The organism is Chloroflexota bacterium (assembly GCA_026708035.1).
GTDB lineage: Bacteria > Chloroflexota > UBA11872 > UBA11872 > UBA11872 > JAJECS01.
Genome location: JAPOVQ010000014.1, coordinates 209,390 through 231,860 on the forward strand (window position 1 = coordinate 209,390; position 22,471 = coordinate 231,860).

At 68.5% G+C, this 22,471-nt stretch carries 18 protein-coding genes, 2 tRNA genes and 1 other RNA gene; 12 read left to right on the forward strand and 9 right to left on the reverse strand.

Going from position 1 to position 22,471, the window contains the following annotated elements; genetic code table 11:
* Nucleotides 1-5: 5 nt before the first annotated feature.
* Entirely contained in the window at nucleotides 6-2,420 is a 2,415-nt protein-coding gene (locus OXG33_06835) for a transglutaminaseTgpA domain-containing protein (protein ID MCY4113637.1), read from the reverse strand.
* 4 nt (nucleotides 2,421-2,424) lie between these two features.
* On the reverse strand, nucleotides 2,425-3,708 hold the full coding sequence (locus OXG33_06840) for a DUF58 domain-containing protein (protein MCY4113638.1): 1,284 nt from the start codon (nucleotides 3,706-3,708) through the stop codon (nucleotides 2,425-2,427).
* 192 nt (nucleotides 3,709-3,900) lie between these two features.
* Between OXG33_06840 and OXG33_06845 the strand changes: the two genes are divergently transcribed.
* The 4 genes from OXG33_06845 to OXG33_06860 all read left to right on the forward strand — a co-directional run bounded on the left by OXG33_06845 (nucleotide 3,901) and on the right by OXG33_06860 (nucleotide 6,568).
* A tRNA-Ser gene (locus tag OXG33_06845) sits at nucleotides 3,901-3,988 on the forward strand.
* A gap of 25 nt (nucleotides 3,989-4,013) precedes the next feature.
* Nucleotides 4,014-5,168, forward strand: coding sequence for an amidohydrolase family protein (locus OXG33_06850; GenBank protein MCY4113639.1), 1,155 nt, complete (start codon nucleotides 4,014-4,016; stop codon nucleotides 5,166-5,168).
* A gap of 54 nt (nucleotides 5,169-5,222) precedes the next feature.
* Nucleotides 5,223-6,311, forward strand: a complete 1,089-nt coding sequence (mnmA, locus tag OXG33_06855; protein MCY4113640.1) for a tRNA 2-thiouridine(34) synthase MnmA — start codon at nucleotides 5,223-5,225, stop codon at nucleotides 6,309-6,311.
* Nucleotides 6,311-6,568 carry a hypothetical protein gene (locus tag OXG33_06860; GenBank protein ID MCY4113641.1) on the forward strand — a complete coding sequence of 86 codons (258 nt, stop codon included), beginning with the start codon at nucleotides 6,311-6,313 and terminating at the stop codon, nucleotides 6,566-6,568. The genes mnmA and OXG33_06860 overlap by 1 nt, the downstream gene beginning before the upstream one ends.
* On the opposite strand, the gene OXG33_06865 is transcribed toward OXG33_06860, so the two are convergent.
* The gene (locus tag OXG33_06865; protein MCY4113642.1) at nucleotides 6,534-7,196 is read right to left on the reverse strand and encodes a glycosyltransferase family 2 protein; all 663 of its coding nucleotides are present in this window, start codon (nucleotides 7,194-7,196) and stop codon (nucleotides 6,534-6,536) included. The two genes, OXG33_06860 and OXG33_06865, sit on opposite strands and share 35 nt — an antisense overlap.
* Nucleotides 7,193-7,978: a glycosyltransferase family 2 protein gene (locus OXG33_06870; GenBank protein MCY4113643.1), complete on the reverse strand. Its 786-nt coding sequence runs from the start codon at nucleotides 7,976-7,978 to the stop codon at nucleotides 7,193-7,195. Before OXG33_06870 ends, OXG33_06865 begins: the two co-directional genes overlap by 4 nt.
* 86 nt (nucleotides 7,979-8,064) lie before the next feature.
* Between OXG33_06870 and OXG33_06875 the strand changes: the two genes are divergently transcribed.
* Nucleotides 8,065-8,886, forward strand: coding sequence for a sugar phosphate isomerase/epimerase (locus OXG33_06875; GenBank protein ID MCY4113644.1), 822 nt, complete (start codon nucleotides 8,065-8,067; stop codon nucleotides 8,884-8,886).
* Here OXG33_06875 and selA read toward each other — a convergent pair.
* Both selA and OXG33_06885 read right to left on the reverse strand, forming a co-directional pair.
* A complete protein-coding gene (gene selA, locus OXG33_06880) occupies nucleotides 8,883-10,238 on the reverse strand; it encodes an L-seryl-tRNA(Sec) selenium transferase (GenBank protein MCY4113645.1) in 1,356 nt (451 codons plus the stop codon). The two genes, OXG33_06875 and selA, sit on opposite strands and share 4 nt — an antisense overlap.
* Nucleotides 10,228-11,379, reverse strand: a complete 1,152-nt coding sequence (locus OXG33_06885; GenBank protein ID MCY4113646.1) for a 2,3-bisphosphoglycerate-independent phosphoglycerate mutase — start codon at nucleotides 11,377-11,379, stop codon at nucleotides 10,228-10,230. Before OXG33_06885 ends, selA begins: the two co-directional genes overlap by 11 nt.
* Before the next feature lie 172 nt (nucleotides 11,380-11,551).
* Between OXG33_06885 and cysK the strand changes: the two genes are divergently transcribed.
* The 5 genes from cysK (at nucleotide 11,552) to OXG33_06910 (ending at nucleotide 17,191) form a co-directional block, all read left to right on the forward strand.
* A complete protein-coding gene (cysK, locus tag OXG33_06890; GenBank protein MCY4113647.1) occupies nucleotides 11,552-12,481 on the forward strand; it encodes a cysteine synthase A in 930 nt (309 codons plus the stop codon).
* A 32-nt stretch (nucleotides 12,482-12,513) separates the two neighbouring features.
* Nucleotides 12,514-12,597 (forward strand) — tRNA-Ser (locus OXG33_06895).
* A 380-nt stretch (nucleotides 12,598-12,977) separates the two neighbouring features.
* Nucleotides 12,978-14,162, forward strand: coding sequence for an iron ABC transporter substrate-binding protein (locus OXG33_06900; protein ID MCY4113648.1), 1,185 nt, complete (start codon nucleotides 12,978-12,980; stop codon nucleotides 14,160-14,162).
* 21 nt (nucleotides 14,163-14,183) lie between these two features.
* A complete protein-coding gene (locus tag OXG33_06905) occupies nucleotides 14,184-15,827 on the forward strand; it encodes an iron ABC transporter permease (GenBank protein ID MCY4113649.1) in 1,644 nt (547 codons plus the stop codon).
* A gap of 44 nt (nucleotides 15,828-15,871) precedes the next feature.
* Nucleotides 15,872-17,191 carry a DegT/DnrJ/EryC1/StrS family aminotransferase gene (locus tag OXG33_06910; GenBank protein ID MCY4113650.1) on the forward strand — a complete coding sequence of 440 codons (1,320 nt, stop codon included), beginning with the start codon at nucleotides 15,872-15,874 and terminating at the stop codon, nucleotides 17,189-17,191.
* On the opposite strand, the gene OXG33_06915 is transcribed toward OXG33_06910, so the two are convergent.
* The 3 genes from OXG33_06915 to OXG33_06925 all read right to left on the reverse strand — a co-directional run bounded on the left by OXG33_06915 (nucleotide 17,160) and on the right by OXG33_06925 (nucleotide 20,260).
* Nucleotides 17,160-17,999, reverse strand: a complete 840-nt coding sequence (locus OXG33_06915; protein ID MCY4113651.1) for an alpha/beta fold hydrolase — start codon at nucleotides 17,997-17,999, stop codon at nucleotides 17,160-17,162. The two genes, OXG33_06910 and OXG33_06915, sit on opposite strands and share 32 nt — an antisense overlap.
* Nucleotides 17,996-19,063 carry an aminotransferase class I/II-fold pyridoxal phosphate-dependent enzyme gene (locus tag OXG33_06920; GenBank protein ID MCY4113652.1) on the reverse strand — a complete coding sequence of 356 codons (1,068 nt, stop codon included), beginning with the start codon at nucleotides 19,061-19,063 and terminating at the stop codon, nucleotides 17,996-17,998. The genes OXG33_06915 and OXG33_06920 overlap by 4 nt, the downstream gene beginning before the upstream one ends.
* 489 nt (nucleotides 19,064-19,552) lie before the next feature.
* Entirely contained in the window at nucleotides 19,553-20,260 is a 708-nt protein-coding gene (locus OXG33_06925) for a hypothetical protein (GenBank protein MCY4113653.1), read from the reverse strand.
* A gap of 333 nt (nucleotides 20,261-20,593) precedes the next feature.
* On the opposite strand from OXG33_06925, the gene ffs reads away from it, so the two are divergent.
* Nucleotides 20,594-20,854, forward strand: an RNA gene (gene ffs, locus OXG33_06930) — signal recognition particle sRNA large type.
* A 37-nt stretch (nucleotides 20,855-20,891) separates the two neighbouring features.
* Nucleotides 20,892-22,469 (forward strand): DNA polymerase III subunit gamma/tau, encoded by a 1,578-nt coding sequence (dnaX, locus tag OXG33_06935; GenBank protein ID MCY4113654.1) that lies wholly within the window; start codon nucleotides 20,892-20,894, stop codon nucleotides 22,467-22,469.
* Nucleotides 22,470-22,471 lie beyond the last annotated feature (2 nt).

A 22,471-nucleotide genomic window follows, 5' to 3' on the forward strand; every position in this document is an offset into this window, starting at 1 on the left:
TGCGGCTAGGCGCGCTGAAAGCGCTCCAGGAAACGCGCGGGTTGCACGATGCGCCGGATGAGTCGCTGCCGGATGACCCGCCACGCTTCGTCAACCGCTCGCCTTTCTGCCCGCGTCACACGGTGCTGACTATAGGTGGCCCGCATGTACGCCACGGCCACCGTCTCGGGAGGACTTGCCCCGTCAGCGCCAGCCGCCATGGTGTCGGGGAACAGCCACGCGCCCAAGCGCCGCGACACCTCCTGCGGCGTCTCGGATGCCCCGGCATTGTAGCCAGCGCGGCGCGCGTAGCTCACCATCCGTGCGTAGACTCGCTGCACGCCCGTGCTTGGCTGTTGCAGGCGGTTGCGCGCGAACACGGCGCCCACCGCGGCCAGGACGATCGCCAGCAGCGCGCCCAGGACGATGGCCATGCCAACCAGGACGCCGGCAATGTTGCCGAGCACCTCGCCGAAGGCGTCCTCTTCGTCGGGCTGGACCGCCGAGAAACCTCCACCGGCGGAGCCACTCATCAGCTCGAGATCTTCGAGCAAGTCGTCAAAGGTCGGTCCGAGTCCTCCGATAACGTTGCTTGTGGCGATGCCGTCACCGGCGTCGTCGGTTTGGCGTTCCACCGGCAGGCGGAACCCGGAGGGCTCAAAGGCCACCCAGCCATACCCTGGAAAATAGACCTCGACCCAGGTATGGGCGTGCTCGGGATTCACGAAGAAGCGGTTCGTCGCCGCGTCATAGTCGCCGGCCACGAAGCCATTCACGAGACGAGACGGAATGTCGAGGGCGCGCACCAGGACGGCCATGGTGGACGCGATGTTCACGGCTGAACCGCGCCGCGATTCCGTGAGGAAAAAGTCGGTCGCGTCGCGATCGCCGGGGAGCGGAGGAGCATCGACGGCAAACGGGAAGCGCCGCATGAAGAACTCAATGGCGAGCACGCGGTCGAACGCCGTTTCCCCGGCCTCCGCGAAGCGCTGGGCGAGCGCGAGCACGCGATCCGGCATTTCGGGCAGTTCCAGATACGGCGCGATCCACTCCGGATATTCCGTTGACGCCCCCCGGAGCTGCGCGATCGTCGCCCCGGAGAACGTCGAATCCACCGAATAGACCAGGCGCTGCCCGACGCGACGCGTGGCGCGGATCGAGGCGTAGTCCTCGATCGGTGCGCCGGAGTCGTCCACCTGCGCGAGGTAGCGACGATTTACTCGAATGACGTCGCCGGGCGAATACAGCACTGACGTGGTGAAGTCGAGCATCTCCACGTTGGTCCGCACGGGAATGCGCGCCTCGAGCCCAAACGACTCCGCCAGCGGTGCGCTCGGCTCGCGCTCGGCCAGCTCGCGATACGTGCTGCGCCAGCCCTGTCCGGTGTAGACGTCGAACGTCTGCCCCTTCCAGTAGTTCGGCGATGTCGACTCGATGATCATGCTGCCGCGCGGCTGAAACGGTTGTGGACCGCTCAGCCCCATCGATTCGCGTCCGGCAAGCGCCGCGCCGGCGGGGTTCGAGACCCCGCCGAACAAGCGCTGAATGCCCGTCTCCACGTTGCCCCAGCCGTCGCCCAGGTAGGTCCAAAACGCCTCCGCCACGGGATTGCCGGCCGCCCGAGGCAAGGCCACGGACAGCACCACCACCAAGGCGATCACGACCAAGGCCCACGCGAACACCGTGTTGCCCAGACCGCGTGTGTAGGACGTGCCCGTCGTCGCCCACTTCGACTCCAACGACGTCGTGCGCAAGTGCACGATCAACGCCAGGGCCGCCGAGAGGAACACGACGAACGGGACCCAGTCGGGACCGATGTAGGTCACGTTGATTCCGAGCGCCAGCATGCCCGGGGTCAATGCCCACAGGGCGCTTCGACGTCGAAATGCCATCCAGCCCGCGAAATACCCCATGCCCCAGGCGGCCATGGTCATCCAGAAGAGGAACACCACGTTGTCGCGGCTGACTTGGAACGCAAACGCCGATTGGAACCAGCCCTCGAGCCGGAAATACAGGTCCCGCAACAGCTCCCAGGTCTCGTTGGCCGCGGCGTTGAGGGGCGGCTCGCCGCCGAGGGCCCCCGACTGGCGGAGTTGCACCCACTCCACCGTCTCGCCAAAGAGCGCGGCGAAGTTCCGCACGCCGTCGATGGGGCCGGGAAAGGCCTCCGACGCGACGACATACGCCACGGCCAGGTCGGTGACGACGCCGATCGCCACGATCCAGACCGACGACATGCGCCGAGCGGACAGCCACCACGCGGCCAGAACGGCCACGATGGCCACGGCGAACAGCACGCCCGTTCCGGGCGCCCAGCCAACCAGGTGAATGCTGGCGAGCGGCGCCAGCGTGGCCGCCAGCACCAACCCAAAGGTCAGCAGTGAGCCGGCCGGCAGGGTCGGGAACCGGATGCGGCTGGCGGTCGCGGCGGCCACGCTCATGCGGCTATTGGTAGGCCAGCGACACCGTCGGTCGCCGCTGCCCCTCCGCTGCGGGCCCGCCGTGTCGGCTGGGCTGCACGGTTGAGAACGTTGCACCCTGGGTGACGGTGGTGAAGGAAACCCCGGCGGTTTCGGACCCCTCCTTGAGCCCGGCGTTGGAGGGCGCGTCGTCGAAGGTCGCGGCATCCACGCCGATGGCGATCGGATATACGGCCCGCTGCGCCAGGTGGGTCAGGCTTGCGATCCAGGTCGGGTCCGCGGAAGGCGAGATGGCGACCAGGCTGACCCCGCGGCCGAGAATCGGCGCGGCGCTGGCGAGCACGTCGCCGAAGGGTTGCGTGCCGCGCGCCTGCACGATGGCCAGCGACTCCAGGATTCGCCAGAGCTGCCGCAAGCCCCGTTGCGGCTCGATGATGTAGCGGGTGCCGCGCCCCTCGGCCAGCAGGCCGACGGATTTGCCGTCGCGCACGAACTGGTAGGCGAGCGATGAGACGATCTTGACGCCGTATTCCTCGGTGGACTCGTCACCGTGACCCGCCTGCACCGCGGCGTCCAAATCGAGCGCCACCCATAGGCTGGCGGTCGGCTCGAGGTCAAACTCCTTCACCAGCAGCGTTTCGCGGCGCACCGAGGTCGGCCAGTGGATGCGTTTGAGCGGGTCGCCGGGCTGGAACTCGCGCAGACCGCCGGCGTCCGTCGTTACCTGCTGGGTCCGCATCGAGGAGCGGGCCGCGCCCACCAGCGTTCCGGCGGGCACGGCGACGTCGTGCATCACCGAGATCGGTGGGTAGACCACGATGGTGTTCTCCTGGGCGAGCCGGCGTTCGGCCGTGAAGAGGCCAAACGGGTCGCCGACCGTCACGTCCGCCGGACCGAGCTTGTAGAGCCCGCGTCGACCGGCTTCCCCGTGCGTGCGCCAGCGACGCTTCCCGCGGCTGCCGAGGCTGATCGCGATTGACGCCCGATACCCGGGGAGCTCGGAGTAGTCTTCAACTTCGAGCATGAGGATGGGCAGCCGGCTGCGGCTGCGCAGCTCGAACTCTTCCTCGATGGTGTCGCCAACCGTCGCCCACTGGGTACGGATCTGACGCTGGATGGTGAGCCCGCGCGATGCCAGGCGCGTCCAGAAATAGGACAGCAGCACAATGCTGAGCAGCGCGTACATCAACCAATACGCGATGGGCGACGTGGTCACCAGCGCCACGACGACGAGCAGGCCAAGCAGCACGATGATGACCGGTCGTTGCAGGGTGACCGCGGGTTTAGGCTGGCTGGCCGTGACCGACACGGGGCCCTCCACCGGACGTGGGATGCAAGCAACCTCCGCCCGGATTTGAGGCTGACTCTAGCATGCGCTCAACCGACCGGCGCTACGACGAGCGGCGAAATCGCGGCGCGGCCGGCCCGGCGCATTCGGCGCGTCCATGCAAGGCTCACGAAGCACCCAAGGAGGCGCCCTGCGTCTGGGCTAGACTCCAGCGGAGGGGTGCCCGAGTGGTTGAAGGGGACCGTCTCGAAAACGGTTTGGCGTGTTGAGCGTCACGTGGGTTCGAATCCCACCCTCTCCGCCGGCCCTCCATGGGTAACGCTTCCTTGAGCACTCCAACCCCGTCGCTTGTGATTCGCGCCGGGCGGCTCGTCTGCCCGGCCAGCGGAATCGACGGTCCAGGCGCCGTGACGGTCGCGGGCGACCGCATCGTCGGGGTCGCAATTGACGATCCGGATGCGCCGTCGCCGTCCGCGACCCGCGAGCTTGCGTTTCCGCGCGGCATCCTCCTGCCTGGGCTGATCGATCTCCATGCGCACCCGGGCTGGGGCGACTCCAAGCATGACGTGGACCCCGATCGCTGCCTGCTTGCTCGCGGCACCACGACGGCCATGTCGCAGGGCGATGCCGGCGCGGCCAACTGGCCGGTCTATCGCGACACCGTCATCGACGCGGCGCGGTTGCGGATCAAGCTCGCCATGCATCTGGCATTGCCCGGCGAGTCGGCGCCGCACCCGAGCCACTCAAAGCTCGACGACCTGGACGCGGACGCGTGCGCGCGCGCCGTCCGCGACGGCGGCGATCACATTTGGGGCATCGCCGTCACGACGAACGTTCTCGGCACCGGCGACGTCGATCCGCGCGAGATCCTGGCTCGAGGCATGGCGGCGGCGGAGGCCGTGGGCTGTCCGATCATCTACGGCTCGCGCTACCACGACGATTGGCCGCTGGACGACCAACTCAGGCGCTTGCGGTCCGGCGACATGGTGACCTACTGCTACCACGACGGGCCGGACCGCATCGTGGGTGACGGTCGTGTCCTCGACTGCGTCCACCAGGCGCGGGCCCGCGGGGTGCTGTTCGATACCGGGCACGGGATGAACTCGTTTGTCTACGACGTCGCCGAGGTCGCGCTCGCCGATGGATTCCCACCGGATGCAATTTCAACGGACATTCAACGGCGGCACGTCGGGGCGAGCCCGCCGCACGACCTTCCGCTCGTCATGTCCAAGCTGCGTGCAGCGGGAATGCCGGAAGCCGACATTTGGCCGCGCGTGACCGAACGACCGGCGCAGATCCTGGGCATGGCCGATGAAATTGGCCGCCTGGCGCCGGGCGCCTGCGCGGACCTTGTGGTCCTCGATTGGGCGCCGGCACCCGAACCCCTGGCGGATTGCAAGGGCGTCACACGCGCCGGAGGCCGGTGGCACGCCCGGCTCGTCGTGCGAGGCGGGACCGTCGTGGAGACGACCGGCTCCTAGGCCCGCGCTTCGCGCGCCCCACGCGGCGCTGCTAGCCTCGAATGAACGCGGTGCGTGAGGTCGGATGCGATGGCGCGGGTGCTCGTGGCGATGAGTGGGGGCGTGGACAGCTCCGTCGCCGCCGCGTTGCTTGCTCGCGAGGGCCACGAGGTGGTCGGCGTCACGTTCAACCAGTGGCCGGCGAGCCAGACCCTTCGCAATGCCCGCAGCGGCTGCTGCACGCCCCGGACCATCGATGACGCCCGCCACGTCTGCCAGATCCTCGGCGCGCCGCACTATGTGCTGAACTTCCGCGCCGAGTTCGAGGCGGCCGTAATCGGCCCGTGGTCCCGCGGCTACCTCCGCGGCGAGACGCCGAATCCTTGTGTGACGTGCAATGACCGCGTGCGCTTCCCGGAGCTGATTCGCAAGGCCGACGAGCTGGGCGCCGAATTCGTCGCGACGGGCCACTACGCGCGCGTCGCGAATGGGGCATCGTGGCGTCTGCTCCGCGCCCGCGATTCGGGCAAGGACCAGTCGTACGTGCTGCATATGCTGCAGCAAGACCAGCTGCGACGCGTCCGGCTGCCGCTGGGCGACCTGCGCAAGCCGGACGTCCGCCGAATGGCCGGCGAGTTCGACCTTCCCGTGGCCGACAAGCCCGACAGCCAGGAGATTTGCTTTGTTCCCGACGGCGACTACGCGGCGGTCGTGCGGCGCCAGGGAACCAGCGGCCAGGGCCCGATCGTTGAATCCGATGGACGGGTGGTCGGGCGCCATGACGGCATCGAGAGCGCGACCATCGGGCAGCGCCGGGGACTCGGCCTCGGCGGCGGCGGCGGACGCCGCTACGTGACGGCGATCGACGCCGACCTGAACACGCTTGTGGTCGGTCCGCGCGACGCGGCGATGGTGAGCTCGATATCGGTGCGCGACGTGCGTTGGATCGACGGACCCGCGGCGAGTCCGCCGGCGCACGCCGAGGTGCAGACGCGCTCTCACGCCCGCGCCGCGCGCGCCCGACTCGAGCCGCAATCCGGCTCGACACTGTCGGTCGTGTTCGACGAGCCGGCCTGGGCGCCGGCCCCCGGCCAAGCCGCGGTGTTCTATCGCGGAGACGAGGTGCTGGGCGGCGGGGTGATCGACCGACCGGAGGTGAGCTAATGGCCGATGTCTACTGCCCGAGATGCTTCGACCTTGTCGAAGATGCGCGGGTCTTTTGCGAGACCTGCGGCCAGTTCATCCACGAGCACGCGCCAGCCGATTCACGCGAGTGGGACTCTCGCCCACCGGATCTGTCGCCGGTGGCGCCCGCCGCGACCGAAGCGCCCGTGGTGATCAACCTGCCGGACGAGCACATGCCCGACACCCCGACCGACGAGTCCCCTAGCGACGAAAGCGGTAGCGGAGCAGCGCCCTAACCGCGGCCGGGCCGTCGACCCACCAGCGCAGCTTCTTGGCGGATCGCGCCTCGTAGGAGATTGGCAGTTGCGCGATGCGCTCACCGCTCTTGAGAAACCGCGCCGTGAGCTCGACCTCGAGGTCGAATGAATCCGCGGTCAGCACGACATCCTCCAGCACCTCCCGGCGCCACATCTTGTGGCAGGTTTCCATGTCGCGCACCGAGGCGCCGTAGAGCAGGTTCGTGAGCAGCGTGAGGAAGCGATTCCCGAGCCGGTAGAGCCGCGACTGCGATCCCAACGGTCGGTATCCATAGACGACCCTGGCTTCGCCGCGCAGGATCGGCTGAATCATGGCCAGGAAATCCTGCGGGTTGTACTCCAGGTCGCCGTCGTGAATGACCAGCACGTCCCCGCGGGCCTCGCGCAGCCCTGAGCGCACGGCGGCGCCCTTTCCCCGGTTCTCGCGGTGATTGATGACGCGGATGCCGGGGATGTCGACCGACTCGATCTCAGCCGTCGTCGCATCCGTCGAGCAGTCGTTGACGACGATGATGTCGAGATCGAGGTCCACGGCGACGACTCGGCGCAGCGCTTCGGCGATCGTGGGCGCCTCGTTGTACGCCGGCACGATCACGCTGAGGGTCACCGCAGGCGCCACCGCAGCCGAGCGATATCGACGAACGAGTTCAACACCACCAGGGGGCTGTTACCCGACGAATCGCCGGCCGTGCGCGGATAGTGGTGGACGCCGACCTCGGTGTACGTGTGTCCCGCATGCGTGGCGCGGGCCACGAGCTCGGCTGAGATCACCGCGCCGCGACCGGCGATGAACTCGATGTCCTGCACCACCTCGCGACGAAACAGCTTGAAGCCGCAGTCGATGTCGCGCACCTTGAAACCCATCACCAGCCGCACGACCAGCCCCCAGAGGCGCGCGTTCAGTGACCGGTGCGCCGGATCGGCCCGCTGGATGCGATAGCCCAGCACAAAGCCGTGCGTGCCCAGCGCGTTCACCAAACCCGGTAGGTCCGCTAGCGAAAACTGGCCGTCGCCATCGACGTAGCAGACTAACGGAGCTTGCGCGGCGGCAAAGCCCGAGCGCAGCGCATGGCCATAGCCCAGGTTTGTGGGGTGTTGCACCACGCGCACGCGGTCGTCGCCGGCCGCCGCCTCGCGGGCTCGCTCGGCCGTGCCGTCGCTCGACCCGTCGTCGACGATGAGGATCTCGTAGTCGTCGCCAAGCACGCCGACGTGCTGCTGCGCGTCGGCGATGACCGCGGCAACGTTCTCCGCCTCGTTGTGACACGGAAAAACTACCGAGATTTGCGGCATGGGTTGCCCGGCTGTTGGGGAGGCGGTCGACATTTCCGTTGGCACGTGAGCGACGGCGCGCGGCACGCGCGGCGCTTGGTGATCGACGCCCGCCATCTACCGCCACGCTCCAGGGCGCCGAAACCTACCACACCGCTGCGCCTGACCTGTTCGCTAGGATTGGCGCAGTGCCGATTCCCGGAATGCCTCACGTGCGACTGGCCGTTACGACCTACTCCGCGCCCAAGTGGACCATTGACGAGCATGCGCGGGTCGCCCGTGAGATCGGCTGTGACGGCCTCGAAATTCGGATGCTCGCGGGGCAGCCGCTCACGCCCGATCTCCCCGCCGCCGAACGCCGACGCATCGCCGAGGTGGTCGCAAATGCGGGTCTCGAAATCTGCGTGGTCGGCAGCGACTGCCGCTTGGCGCAGCCGGCAACGCCGCGCGCGTCTGAGGTCGATCGGGCGTCTGGCTTCATCGAATTGGCGCGCGAGTGGGGAGCGCCGGTGGTCCGGGTGTTCGGCGGCGCGCAAAGTGCCGACGCACCGGCCGCCGAGGCGGACGCTTGGGTTGCGGAGGGTCTGCGCGCGGCCGCCGCGCATGCCGCGCCGCACGGAGTACGCGTGGCGTTGGAAACCCACGACGTCTTCAACTCCGCCGTGAGAGTTGGAGGCATCGTGCGCGCGGCGGCGCATCCCAACGCCGCGGTGGTGTGGGACCTGGGGCATCCGCACCGCGCCGGTGAGAGCGTCGCCCAGGCCTGGGACGCCATCGGCCCGTTCGTGGTGCATGTCCACGTCAAGGACATCGTTCGCACCGACGACGAGCGCGAGTGGGAGAGCGTCGTTGCCGGCCGAGGCGAGGTTCCCATCGCCGAGATGCTTGGGGTCCTCCGGCGCGCCGGCTACAGCGGTTACCTATCGACCGAGTGGGAGCCGCGCGACGCGCGAGCGGGCGGTGGGCGCAAGGCCGCCCTGGCGCAGCACGCCGCCCATTTGCGGGGGATCCTGGACGCCGCTTAGCGCGAGAGGTCGAGCAGGATTCGCCGCAGCGGCCGTTCGTCGCGGGGCAGGACCGTGCGCACGTCGAGCCATACGTCGTCGTCGTGGACGCGGGCGATCACCGGCGTGTCCGCGCGGCGCAGTCGCGTGGCCAGCGCTTGCCCGCCGCCCGTGAGTCGAATCGCAAAGCTGCGAAGCACCTGGCCCGGAAGGGAGCCGCCGCCGACCGCCGACTCCGACTTCTCGACGCTAGCGCCGGCGACGCCGCGCGCGAGCCGGCGCGCCCGGGCGCGTAAGTCGATGGGCTGAGCGGAGATCATCTGCCAGACGGGAATGGCGGTCTCGGCTTCGCCCAGGAGGTAGTGCGCGAGCGTGGCCTGGAGCGCCGCCAGCGTCAGCGCGTCGCAGCGCAACGCGCGCGCCAGCGGCCGCCGGGCGATTCGCTCCACGTGGGCGGCATTGCCGGCCGCGATGCCGGCTTGCGGACCTCCCAGCAACTTGTCGCCGGAGAAGGTCACCACGTCGCAGCCCGCGGAAAGCGCATCCTGTACGCGCGGCTCGTTGACCAGGCCGAAGGGCGTCGGATCCAGCAAGGTGCCCGAGCCCAAATCGCCGATGAGCGGCAGGGCGTGCTCGTGGGCGAGGTGCGCCAGCGCCGCAAGATCGGGCGACTCGGTGAATCCGATCTGCGCAAAGTTGCTGCGGTGCACGTGGAGGATCGCCGTGGTGCGATCGCTCAGCGCCTCCGCGTAGTCCTCGAGCCGGGTGCGATTGGTCGTGCCGACGTCGCGCAGCACCGCGCCGCTGGCGGCGAGAATGTCCGGCACGCGGAATCCGCCGCCGATCTCAATTGCCTCGCCGCGGCTCACCAGCACCTCGCCACCCGCGGCCAGCGCCTCCAGCGCCAGAAACGTGGCCCCGGCGTTGTTGTTGAGCACGAGAGCGGCCTGCGCCCCGGTAATCTCGCGCAGGCTCGCGGCCACCGCCGCGCCGCGCCCACCGCGCCGACCCGTGTCGAGATCCATCTCCAGCGCGGCGTATCCCGCCCCCGCCCCTTGAACCGCGGCAAGGGCCCGGTCACTCAACGGCGCACGTCCCAGATTCGTGTGAATGATCACGCCGGTCGCATTGATCACGGGTCGCGGGGCATCGCGCACCAGCAACGCCGCCCGCAGTGCGGCGGCCTCGGCGAGTGCTTCCAGGCTTGGCGCGGCGCCGCCCCGCCCTATGGCGTCGCGGGCAGCGGCGATTTCCGCGCGTGCGGCGGAAACCAGCAGGGCCGGTGGCGCTTCGCCGTGCACGGCCGCCGTCTGCGCAATCCGGTCCACCGACGGCAGGTCCCGCAGGGACGGGCCGTCTGCGCTAGGCGCCATACTTCGCAAGCCGCTGCCCGTGCGCCAGCATGAGCGGCAGGATCGATCGCGCCGGCATGTGCCCCAAGCCCCCGCCGAGGCACGCGGACTCGTTGAACGCGGCGACGTGGTCCGACCTCGCCAGCGACCCCCACAGCATCAGCGGCACCGGGTGCCAGGAATGGGCTCGCAGCTTGGCCGGCGTCGAGTGGTCGCCGGTGACGACGAGCACGTCGGGATTGAGGGCTCGCACTCGCGGCAGCCAGCGGTCGACCGCCTCGATGGCGCGCACCTTGCCGTTGAAGTCGCCATCCTCGCCCAGCGTGTCGGTCTCCTTGATGTGCACAAAGAAGAAGTCGAATGCGTCCCAGGCTTGCTCGAGCTCCGCGATCAGGTTGTCAGGCTCCTCGGTGACCGGGAGCACCTTCATCCCCACCGCGCGCGCAACGCCGCGATACATGGGATAGACGGCCAGGCACGCTGCCCGCAGCTGGTGGCGCGACTCCAGCGACGGCTGGGCCCGATACTGGCCGTAGCCGCGCATGAGCACGAAGTTGGCCGGTTGCTCATTGCCAATGCTTTCGCCGACCTGGTCCACGAATCCGGTCAGGAGCCGGCTGGTGTGCTCCGCCGCGGGATGCAGCGCCTCGGGCGCCAGCGGCGGTACGCCGATCGCCTGCGGGTCGGTTTCGCGCACCCGCGCGTCGAGTCCCTCCCCGCGCAGCACGAGCACGGCGCGGTGGCGCCGCTCGGCGGCGAGCTCGAGGCCGACGCCCGGCGCGTGAATGCCGTTGAGCTTCGCGATAAGCTGCTGGTTCAGCTCGGTTGAGATGCGTCCGGCCCGCCGGTCGGTCACATTGCCGTTGTCATCGAGCGTGCAGAAATTCAACCGCACCGCGAGATCGTGGTCGCCGAGCTCGATGCCGAGCCCAGCGGCCGACAACGCTCCGCGTCCGATGCTGTCGGCGATGGGGTCATAGCCGAAAAGGGCCAAGTGTCCGGGCCCGCTGCCAGGCGTGACGCCGATTTCCATCGGCTGGTGCAGGCCGGTGACGCCCTCGCGCGCCAACTGGTCAAAGTTCGGGGTGCTCGCCGCCTCGAGCTCGGTCGGTCCTCCCGGAGCAAGCGGCAATCCACCAAGGCCGTCGAGGACGATCAGCACTAACTTGGTCGTCGCTGGCTGCGCCAACGAAGACAGTAAGTTGCCCGTGACTGCTCCGCCGGTGGGCCTCCCGTCTCAGAGCTTATCATCGGGCGCGGGCGGCTTGCTGGAAGCTGTGGATAACTTGCGAGGGGCGCCGGTGAATTCAGAAGCTCCCGGGCACACTCCGGGAATTGCGGACAGCGTGGCGGACCTGGTGGGCAATACGCCCCTGGTGCGGCTGGGCCGCGCGGCCGCAGGGCTGTCGGCGCAGGTCGCCGCGAAATGCGAATTTCTCAATCCGGGCGGCAGCGTCAAGGACCGCATCGGACTGGCGATGATCGACGATGCCGAGCGTGAGGGACGCATTGCCCCCGACCGCACGGTGATCGTCGAGCCGACGAGCGGCAACACCGGCATCGCCCTGGCGATGGTGGGCGCCGCCCGCGGCTATCGCGTCATCATCACGCTGCCGGAAACCATGACCATCGAGCGCCGCAATCTGCTGCGCGCCTTTGGCGCGGAGGTAATTCTCACGCCGGGCGCGCAGGGCATGGTCGGCGCCATTGACCGCGCGCAACAGATTGTTGACAGCACCCCCGACGCCTGGATGCCGCAGCAGTTCCGCAACGCCAGCAATCCGGAGGCCCACGCGCGTACCACGGCCGAGGAGATCTGGCGCGATACCGACGGAGCGGTGGACGTGTTCGTTGCCGCCGTCGGCACCGGAGGAACGATCACCGGCACGGCGCGGGCCCTCAAGCAACGCAAGCCGTCGTTGCAATTCGTGGGCGCCGAGCCCGTGGGCAATCCGGTGATCACCAGCGGACGTGCGGGGCCGCATCGCATTGAAGGCATCGGCGCGAATTTCGTGCCCGAGGTGTTCGAGCGCGACCTGGTGGACGAGATCTTGCTCGTCGACGACGCGGTGGCGGAGGAGACGGCTCGACGGCTCGCGTCGGACGAAGGCCTGCTGGTTGGCGCATCGGCCGGAGCCAACGTGTGGGTCGCCCTGCAGGTTGCCGCGCGGCCCGAAAACGAGGGCAAGCTCATCGTCACGGTGCTGTGCGACGGCGGAGACCGCTACCTGACGCACCCGTTGTTCGCCGGTCTGGACGTTTAGGCCCGCCACCCTCGTTGGTAGCATGCCGGCAAGGAGAGGTCGCCTAGAGGCTTAGGGCGCACGCCTGGAAAGCGTGTAGGGGACTCCCCTCGTGGGTTCGAATCCCACCCTCTCCGCCCACCTCGCGGCAGCCGGACGCATCACTCTGCGACGCGCCGCCGTCCGTTTCGGATACGCCGGACGTTGGATTGGCTTCCCCCGGGCCCGCCTGATTCTCCCGTTGAGGCATAGGGCCAGGGAGAGGACCTAGCCCCATGCCTCAGCGGGAGATGGGCGGGGAAGCGACTACACCCGGCGTCACCCCCGCGCTGCGTGCGCAAAAGCTCGCGCCGTCGCCCGAGCAGGCCCACCACGCCGCCTCATGCACGGCCCGGGGACTGGGGGCGATCGCCGGAAACATCTCTTCGTATGCACTTGCATCTGATATTAGGGCATACTAACATCCCGCAATAGGGCCGCCTACTACACACGGCCCTCAGCCTCAGGAGAGGTCCCCATGCCCCTGACCCGACGTGTCCTGCTGCGTGGCGGCGCAGCCGCCACGGCCGCCGCCGCGGTGGTGCCCGTGCTCGCCGCTTGCGGCGAATCCGAGGTGATGACCAAGGAAGTCGTCAAGGAAGTCCCGGTCGAAAAGGTCGTGACGCGGGAGGTCATCAAGGAAGTCCCGGTCGAGAAAATCGTGACGCAGGAGGTCATCAAGGAAGTCGAGGTCGAGCGGGTGGTCACGGTCACCGTGACCGAGCCTCCGAGCGAGGCCCAGCCGCTGATCATTTACTCCGGTCGCAGCGAGTCCCTGGTCGACCCGATCATCCAGCAATTCCGCGCGATGTCCGGCTTGGACGTGCAGGTGAAGTACGCCGGCACGCCGGCGCTCGCCGCGACGTTGCTGGAGGAAGGCGACGCCTCGCCGGCGGACGTGTTCTTTGCCCAAGATCCCGGCGGCCTGGGCGCCGTCGAGTCGATGCTGTCGCCGCTGCCCCAGGAGCTCCTCGCTCGCGTGCCGGCATGGGCACGCTCGCCGGAGGGCCTGTGGACCGGCATTTCAGGCCGTGCGCGTGTGGTCGTGTACAACACCGACCGCCTCAGCCCGACCGACTTGCCTGACGATCTGTGGGGCTTCACCGACCCGAGCTGGCGCGGGCGCCTGGGCTGGCCGCCGACCAACGCCTCGTTTCAGACAATGGTGACCGGCATGCGGACCGTGTGGGGCGACGACCGCGCGCGGGAGTGGCTCGATGCGATGCACGCCAACGAGATCGGGATCTACCCCAAGAACACGCCCATCGTGGCGGCGACGGGGGCGGGCGAGCTGGACGGCGGGTTCGTGAACCACTACTACCTGCACCGGTTCCTTGCGGCGGAGGGTGAGACGTTTGCCGCGCGGAACTACCATCTGCCCGGCGGCGGTCCGGGGTCGCTGGTGATGGTTGCGGGCGCGGGCATCCTTGGCACCGCGGCCAACCGGCCGGCGGCCGAGCAGTTCGTCAACTTCCTGCTCTCGACCGTGGGGCAGCAATATTTCGCGAGCAGCACGTATGAGTACCCCTTGGTCGAGGGTGTGAAAGCGTCGCGCATCCTGACGCCGCTGGCGGACATCAACAAGCCGGCCATCGCGCTGGCGGACCTGGCGGACCTGGAAGGCACGCAGGCCATGCTGCGGGAGGCTGGAATACTGCCCTAAGGCATGGTGTCGATCGCGCGCGTGATTCGCGTTTCCGCGCCCGGCGGACCCATTGGGCGGATGGGCCGCTGGACGCGCGCGCCTGCCGTGATCTGGGTGCCGGCGCTGGCCGTTGGCCTGTTGCTGGCATTGCCGCTGGTGTACCTCTTGATTCGCACGGTGGGCGCGGGCGACGACGCCTGGGCGCTGTTGTTCCGCTGGCGCACGGTCATGATCCTGCTGCGAACCGTCGCGCTGGTCGTCACGGTGACCGCGGGGTCGGTCCTGATCGCGGTGCCGGTGGCCTGGCTCACCGTTCGCAGCAACCTCCCGTGGCCGCGCTTCTGGAGCGTCGTCGCGGCCTTGCCCCTCGTGATTCCCAGCTTCGTCGCGGGGCTGGTGGTCCAGGTGGCGCTCGGCCCGCGCGGAATGCTGCAGCAGGCGCTCGAGCCGATCTTCGGTGTGACCGAGCTTCCCTCGATCTATGGCTTTCCGGGCGCCGCGCTCACGCTAACGCTGCTCAGCTATCCGTACGTCCTGCTGCCCGCGCAATCGAGCTTGCGGCGGCAAGATCCGTCGTTCGAGGACGCCAGCCGATCGCTCGGGCATGGCCGCCGCGCGACCTTTCGCCGCATCACGCTGCCATTGCTTGCGCCGGCCGTGGGGGCCGGTTCATTGCTTGTGGCCCTCTACACGCTCACCGACTTTGGGGCCGTCTCGCTGCTTCGCTTCGAGACCTTCACCTGGGCGATATTCGTGCAGTTCGAGTCGGCCTTCAATCGCGGTCTGGCCGCCGCCCTGTCGCTCGTGCTGGTGGGGCTTGCCGCGGCGATACTCGCCGCGGAGGCGCAGGCGCGTGGACGCGCTCGCTTTCACGGCGTCGGTCCGGGGGTGGCGACCCAGCCGCGTCGCATCCCGCTCGGCCGCTGGATGATCCCGGCCGTTGGCTGCATGGCCGCGCTTGCGACGCTCGCCCTGATCGGGCCCATGGGCGTGCTGGCGTACTGGGTCGGACGAGGCGTGGCGGCCGGCGAAACACTGGTTGGCGTCGGTGATCTGGTGCTGAACTCGCTGCTCGTCGCCGCGCTCGCCGCGTTCGCCGCGGCCGTGGCGTCGCTGCCCGTCGCCGCGCTCGTCGTTCGCTATCCGAGCCGGTTCGCCTGGGCGATTGAACGGGCCACCTATACCGGCTTTGCCTTGCCGGGAGTCGTTGTCGCCATTGCGTTGGTCTTCTTCGCCGTCAACCTTGCGCGACCCCTCTATCAGACGCTGCTGCTGTTGATACTGGCCTATGTCGTGCTGTTCTTCCCGGCCATGCTCGCGGCCGTTCGTGCCGCCCTGGCGCAGGTGCGACCGAGTCTGGAAGAAGCCGCGCGCACGCTCGGTCGGTCGCGCATGGCCACGCTGCTTCAAATCACGCTGCCGTTGATTTGGCCGGGTATCGCCGCCGGTAGCGGCCTGGTGTTCCTGCTCACGATGAAGGAGTTGCCCGCCACCCTGATCCTCGGGCCCATCGGATTCAAGACGCTGGCCACGGCCACGTGGTCGGCGGCCTCGGAGGCCTTCTTTGCGCGCGCGGCCATGACCGCGCTCGTCATTGTCTTCGCCTCCGGCGTGCCGTTGCTGCTGTTGCGGCTGCGCCTGGGGCAGGCGCAGGGGCGGGACCCACCGCCCGCCCGGCAATAGCCGCGAGCGTTGTTGAGGGGCCGGGCCGGTCGTACCATGCAGCCATGCTTGCCCTCTTGGGCGGAAACCCGGTTCGGCCGGACCCGTATCCGGCGTGGCCGGTCTTCGACGAGACCGAGGTCAACGCCGTGGCGGACGTGGTGCGCACCGGCGAATGGGGGCGCCTGGGCAGCCATCGCGTGATCGCCTTCGAGCGCGCGTTCGCCGCCTACCAGGGCGCGGCCTACGGCCTGGCGGTCAACAGCGGCACCAGCGCCCTCGAAATGGGGCTCGAAGCGTTGCGGCTCCCGCGGGGCTCCGAGGTCATCCTCGCGCCGTTCACGTTCATGGCCAGCGCCACCTCGATCCTCAACGCGGGATTGGTGCCGGTCTTCGCCGATATCGACCCGGAGACCTACAACCTGGACCCAGCCTGCATCACGGCGGCGATCACTCCGCGCACCTCGGCAATCATGGCGGTGCACTTCGGCGGGTTGGCCTGTGACATGCAGGCCATTCTCGACATCGCGGCGGCGCACGGATTACGCGTCATCGAGGACGCGGCGCACTCACACGCCGGCACCTGGTGCGATCGGGGCCTGGGGACCATCGGCGACGTGGGGTGCTTCAGCTTTCAGGCCAGCAAGAACCTCAACTCCGGCGAGGGCGGCGCGGTGCTCACCGATGACATCGACATCTTCTCGCGCGCCATCGCCCAGCATGACCTGTGGGGCGGCGGCGTCGAGCAGCGCGGCGGACAGCTCGGACGCGGCAGCCTGGCCACCGGGGAAGGCTGGGACTTCACCGTGTCGGCGGGCGATCGCCGCATCACGCCATTCCAGGCCACGCTGCTCCAGGCGCAACTTGGACGGCTGGAAGATCAGGCGCAGCGGCGCGCGGCCAACGGCAGCTACCTCAACGATCTGCTGGACGACCTTGACGGCATCGGGGTGCGCCGTCTGGACGAATTCGCTACACGTCCGGCGCACCACGTGTATGTCTTCCGTTACCTCCCCGCGGCCTTCCAGGGTCTGAGCCGCGAGCGCTTTGTCGAGGCCATGAACGCGGAGGGCATCCCGGTCGCCAAGGGCTACCGGCAGCCCCTGCATCGCACGGCGCTTTTCGCCGACGTCGACGGCGCCCTGGCGCGGGCCTGGCCGCGCGGCGACGGCACGCCCGACATCGACTACGGCGAGGTCTCGTGCCCGCACGCCGAGCGACTCTGCGCCGACGAGACGCTGTTTTTGGCGCAGAGCGTCTTGCTCGATGAAGAGGCCGGCATGGTGCAGATCGCCGATGCCATCGAGAAGGTCCGCGAGCACGCGGAGGCGCTCATCGCGGCCGACGGCGCCGCTACGCCACGAAGCGATCCGCCCAGCGCATAAGGTCGTTGGCCACGTCCTCCCAGGCCGGTTCGAGCTGGAGCATGTGCGCCCGACCGGGATAGATCATCGGCAGCACGCGATAGCGCGCGCCCAGGCGCCGCGTCACCCACGGAATCATGCCCACATCCTCTGATCCCGACGCGACGAGGACTGGACAGCGAATGGCCGACCGCGGCACATGGGGCGGCCAAAACGCGACCTGGCGCACGAATCGCCGCGGCTCCGGCACCAGATGTGTGATCAAAGCCTCGGCTTCGGACGCCTCCAGGCGGTTGAAGAATATGCGGCGCATGTAGGCGGCATCGGGTCGCGACGGCTCGCTGCGGAGCGGGTGACCGACAAACTTGGGCACTGCTCGCAACGTGTCCCAGCCTCGATGCAGCGAGATGATGCCCAGCGGGCCAGCGCTTGACATAAGGCTGAGACCGGGCGCTTCCCACCCCGCGGCGGCAACCTGGGCGATCAGCCCGCCGGCGCTGTGTCCGACGAGGATTGGCCCCCCGATTTCGCGCGCCGCCTCGATCACGTCGGCGGCGATTTCCCGGACGCCCACGCCGTGAAGCGATCGATGGTCGGCGCCCGGGTGGTGATGCCGCAGCCACACGGCATAGGTGGCGTATCCCTGCGCTGCCAGGTACGGCCCCATCCGCCGCCACATGTGCGCCCCGCCCCAAAGACCGTGAATCAGCAGGAACCGCGAGGGTGCGCGAAGGTCCGTCGGCAGCCACCGCAATGCCCGCAGCGGTCCAACGCGGACCACTTCCTCGCCAGCTGTCGGCTGAAAGAGGTCCGCCGCGCCGGTCGTCAACCGATAGCGCCGGCTGGCGTACGTAGGGCGGCAGCCTCGGCCGCGTCGCGCAAGATCTGCCCGGCCTCCTCGATCGCCTGGGCGTCGACCTGGTGATGCGTGACGAAGCGCAGCCGATGCCCCGGTCGTATGTCGGCGACGCCCAGCCCTTGCGCGCGCGCCCCGTCAACGAATCGCCGCTGATCGAGCAATTCCGGATCGACCCGCACGAAGACCATGTTGGTCGCCACCGGGTAGATCAGGTCCAATCCGGGGATATTGGCCAGCAATTCGCCCAATCGCTGCGCGTTGGCATGGTCGGCCGCCAGTCGCGCGGGACCGTCCCGCAGCGCGATCAAACCGGCCGCGGCCATCACACCGGCCTGCCGCATGGCGCCGCCCAACATCTTCTTGTAGCGCGCCACGCGCTCGATCGTCTCTGCGGAACCCACCACCATCGATCCGAACGGCGCCCCGAGGCCCTTGGAAAGACAGAACTGGACGGTGTCAGCGCCGGCGGTCAGCTCCTCAACGGAAACGCCCTGATCGACGGCGGCGTCGAAGATTCGTGCACCGTCCACATGGACGCGCATGCTCCGTTCGGCGGCGAGCTCAACGATGCCCTGCATGACCTCCGGTCCCCACGACACGCCCCCGCGCACGTTGTGGGTGTTCTCCGTCCAGATCAGCGCGGGCCGGGCCGGCGGAATGGTCGCGGAGTCCAACCGCTCGCGCACCATGTCCGCGTCAAGCACGCCTTCGGTTTCGACCGGCAGCAGCGTGCAGCCCGCGACGACCGCGTAGTTGCCGTTCTCGCCCACCATGTGCGACAGCCCGTCCACGATCACGGTGTCCCCGCGCCCGGTCAGCGCGAGCATGCTGGTCAGGTTGCCCATCGTGCCGCTGGGCACGAAGACCGCCGCCTCGCGGCCGAACATGTCGGCGGACGTGCGCTCCAATTCCAACACGGTGGGGTCTTCGCCCCACTGCTCATCCGCCACCTCGGCCACGGCCATGGCCTCGCGCATGTCGGGCGTGGGAACGGTCTGCGTATCGCTGCGGAGCTCGATGCGGTAGGGGGCCACAGGCGGGACTCCTTCCGGCGGGTCTGCGATTGTAGGCGGTTGCGCACCAGCACCCGCTCTAGACAGTAGACCTCGTTGATCCCGTCACTTCCCGAGGGGTTCCGTCACCTTGCCTACGCAAAAGCTGAGGGTGCCGCGGTCCACAAGATGGGGCCGTGTCTGCGGCGGGGGTGCATCGCGAACGACTCCTGCCTCGCGGAAGTGAACCGCATGCGCGCAGCCAGCTCTGAGGGCAACTCGCTACAGCCGCCTAGGTTCTAGCGGCCACGCCGTACAGCTCTGGCTAGTCGCGCAGTGCGACCATTCCTGGTGACGGGCGCTCGAAAAGTTCGGGGTGCTTGCTAATGCGGGCATCGACTTGATTGCGATGCGGGTGGTGCCCGTCTCTTCGGCGATATAGAACCCTTCGGGCTATCTCTACGACCACGGTGGCGATAGGACAGGGGTTGCCAGCGTCGCTTATGACCGTCGTAATGGCCTCGTGCAGGGTCATGGGGTCGTCGTCGAAGTGGCGCCTGCTGGGGTCACTGTTTGCGTGGCGACCAATAGCCGAAATGTCAGCGTCCACTCACCCGTCGAAGCCGCCGTGACGGATACGACCTGCTTGCCGGCATCAAGGTCGGGATTCCAGAGCACCCCAACTCGCAAGAAAGTCCTATCCCGCCAATCTGCATCGACGATCTCAGTCGATCCCCACCGAAAGGAGTCGTACCTAGTCCCGTCGACGGAATCTACGTCCACACGCCCAAGCCCGTCGACGGTTTCGACCTCAACCGAGAAGCGTCCGGGAACACACCTGTTGGACGACGAGCATTCGGAGTTGTTCTCCAACAGCACGTCCAGTGCCCATAGCCCGTCCGTCAACGTGACGAACTGCGCGTCGGAGCCGGTCCCAGATACCGTGATTGGTAGGGAGAGTTCGCCGGGTGCGGCCGGCTCCGGGGCTGGCGTCGGGCTCGCGGTCACAGCCGCTTCCGCGAGGGCATCGATCTCCTGCTGCATGCGGGACAACTCGGTCTTCACCGCCTCTGAGTTTTCGGCCAGGAAGTCTTCGACTGTCGATAGCCGTTCCGAGTCGGTGCCTCGACCCGGCGTGAAGATCTCGAGGTCGCCGATGCCAGTCGTGGCGGCGAGGCCACCTACGATGGCAACGACTAGCGCCGCCGCGATGGCCGGGCCAATCAATCCGCGTCGCATCGAATGCCGCCTCCACTCTTGCGTCGTCCGTCGTCGGAACGTCCCCAGCGACGCCGGCGGGCTGAACCTGGTGTTGCCGCACCGGGCGCAGTCAGGCTTCCGTGGCGCGCAGTGTAAACGTTTCTTCCTTCGTGGCGGGAAGTGTGAAGTTTTCCTAAGGGAGGCGGCGCAGGATTCGATGGCCGTCGAAACGGCGCGGGGTTTCCAGGGGCGTGCGTACCCCCCTTCCGCAGCGACAGGCGGCACTGGGCATGACGGGCCCAATGGGATTCATGGCCCCTGCCGCCCGGCGCATTGACCCTCCTTGGCGCTCCGCCTACTATCGAGGCGAGGCCGCGCTAGGTGGGGAGCTAGCGGTGCCCTGGAACCGCAATCCGCTACAGCGGGCTGAATACCTGCCTGAGGGTTGCCACCGTCGTGTCTGCCGCCGTTCATCGGTGTTGACGGCTGGGCCTCGTGCGACGAAGACCTCCTAACCCCGTCAGGTCCGAGAGGAAGCAGCGGTACGGAGCCATCTTTGGGTGCCGCGGGATCACCTGGCTCGAGCCGGCGGCGTCGGTAAGGCGGCGGCCGGTGCTCAACGGCAGGGCGCGGCCTCACCCTTAGCCGATTTCGTGACACGATAGACCCCATGACCGATTCGGCGACGCCCGCCTTTCAAGCGCTCTACAACCGCTATCGGCCGCAGCGGTTTGGCGAGCTTGTGGGTCAGCCGCACGTGGTGCGGATATTGCAAAACGCGCTGGCGCACAACCGGCTGAGCCACGCCTACCTTTTCTCGGGAGAGCGCGGCACCGGCAAGACCACCGCCGCGCGCCTGCTGGCGAAGGCGGTCAATTGCCGCGAAGGCGTGCAGCCCGAGCCCTGCGCCGCGTGCGACCACTGCCGCGACATTGCCGCCGGCACATTCGTCGATCTGTTGGAGATGGACGCGGCGTCGCACAGCAGCGTCGACGACGTGCGGCTGCTGCGTGAGCAAACCCAGTTCGCGCCCGCCGGCGGGCGTTACAAGGTCTACATCATCGACGAGATCCACCAGCTGTCGGCCTCGGCGAAAGACGCGTTGCTGAAGACTCTGGAAGAACCGCCGACCCGCACGCTGTTCGTGCTGGCTACCACCGAGCCCCATCGAGTTCCGCTCACCATTCGCTCGCGCTGCCAGCATCTGACGTTTCGCCGCATCGGCACGGTGGAACTCATCGATCAGCTCCGCAGCGTGGCCGCCGCCGAGGGAACCTCGGTCGATGAGATGGCGCTTGCCGTGCTGGCCCGCAGCGCCGGCGGCAGCTTGCGCGACGCGATCTCATTGCTCGACCAGGCGCTGGCCTTTGCCCAGGAGACCGTGACGCTGGACGACGTGAACGGCATGCTTGGGCTCACCGGTCGGGCGGCGGTGCTGGCGCTGGTGGAGGCCATTGCCGCGGGCGATGCGGCGGCGGGCCTGGGCGCCATCGAGCAGGCCATGGCCGACGGCAACAGCCCGGGCACGCTGCGGGCGCAGGTCGTCGATCTGCTGCGCGACGTGCTCTTGCTCAGCGCGGGCGCGGCCGAGGCCGGCCACGTGCGCGACGATCCGGAAATCGCGGCACTCGCCCGCCGCATCTCCATCGGCCAAGTCGTGCAGGCGCTCGAGGTCTTCGCGGAGCCCGAGCCACCCTCGCGAGAGGTCGGCGATCCCATTCTCGATCTCGAGCTGGCGTTCGCCCGTGCCGTCTTGCGGGTGCACGGCGACGCCGTGGCGACTGCCCAGCCGCCGCCGGCGCCCACCAGACCTGCGTCGCCGCCCAAGCAGACCCAAGCCGAGGTCACCCCCACGGCTGCCGCTACCTTGGACGAGCTGACGGTCGAGACGATCAAGTCGCGCGCGTCGGAGTGGATTGGAGTCGTGCGAGAGGCCTCGCGCATGCTGGCGCCATACGCGGAGCAGGGCGAGGTGCTGGCCCTGACGGGCGACGTGGTCACCATCGGCTATCGGAGCCAGCTTCTCTTGGACCAGGTGGATCGGCCGCAGGCCCGGCAATTGATGGCCGAGGCGCTCACGCGGACCTTCGGCACGTCTCTGCGCGTGCGCAATCGTCTCGAGCGTGAGGCCGCCGCTCCGCGGCCGACATCCCCCAGGTCGCCGGCCAGCAACGATCCGGTCGTGCGTGTGGCAATGAGGGACTATGGGGCTCAGCCACTTGACGTTGAGCGCACCGAAGGAGCCTAGCC

Excerpts from the sequence above, each read along its gene's own strand:
- OXG33_06835 (MCY4113637.1), bottom strand. The coding sequence starts at position 2,420 with ATGAGCGTGGCCGCCGCGACCGCCAGCCGCATCCGGTTCCCGACCCTG.
- OXG33_06860 (MCY4113641.1), top strand. The coding sequence starts at position 6,311 with ATGGCCGATGTCTACTGCCCGAGATGCTTCGACCTTGTCGAAGATGCG.
- OXG33_06870 (MCY4113643.1), bottom strand. The coding sequence starts at position 7,978 with ATGGCGGGCGTCGATCACCAAGCGCCGCGCGTGCCGCGCGCCGTCGCT.
- OXG33_06875 (MCY4113644.1), top strand. The coding sequence starts at position 8,065 with ATGCCTCACGTGCGACTGGCCGTTACGACCTACTCCGCGCCCAAGTGG.
- selA (MCY4113645.1), bottom strand. The coding sequence starts at position 10,238 with ATGGCGCCTAGCGCAGACGGCCCGTCCCTGCGGGACCTGCCGTCGGTG.
- OXG33_06900 (MCY4113648.1), top strand. The coding sequence starts at position 12,978 with ATGCCCCTGACCCGACGTGTCCTGCTGCGTGGCGGCGCAGCCGCCACG.
- OXG33_06910 (MCY4113650.1), top strand. The coding sequence starts at position 15,872 with ATGCTTGCCCTCTTGGGCGGAAACCCGGTTCGGCCGGACCCGTATCCG.
- OXG33_06925 (MCY4113653.1), bottom strand. The coding sequence starts at position 20,260 with ATGCGACGCGGATTGATTGGCCCGGCCATCGCGGCGGCGCTAGTCGTT.
- dnaX (MCY4113654.1), top strand. The coding sequence starts at position 20,892 with ATGACCGATTCGGCGACGCCCGCCTTTCAAGCGCTCTACAACCGCTAT.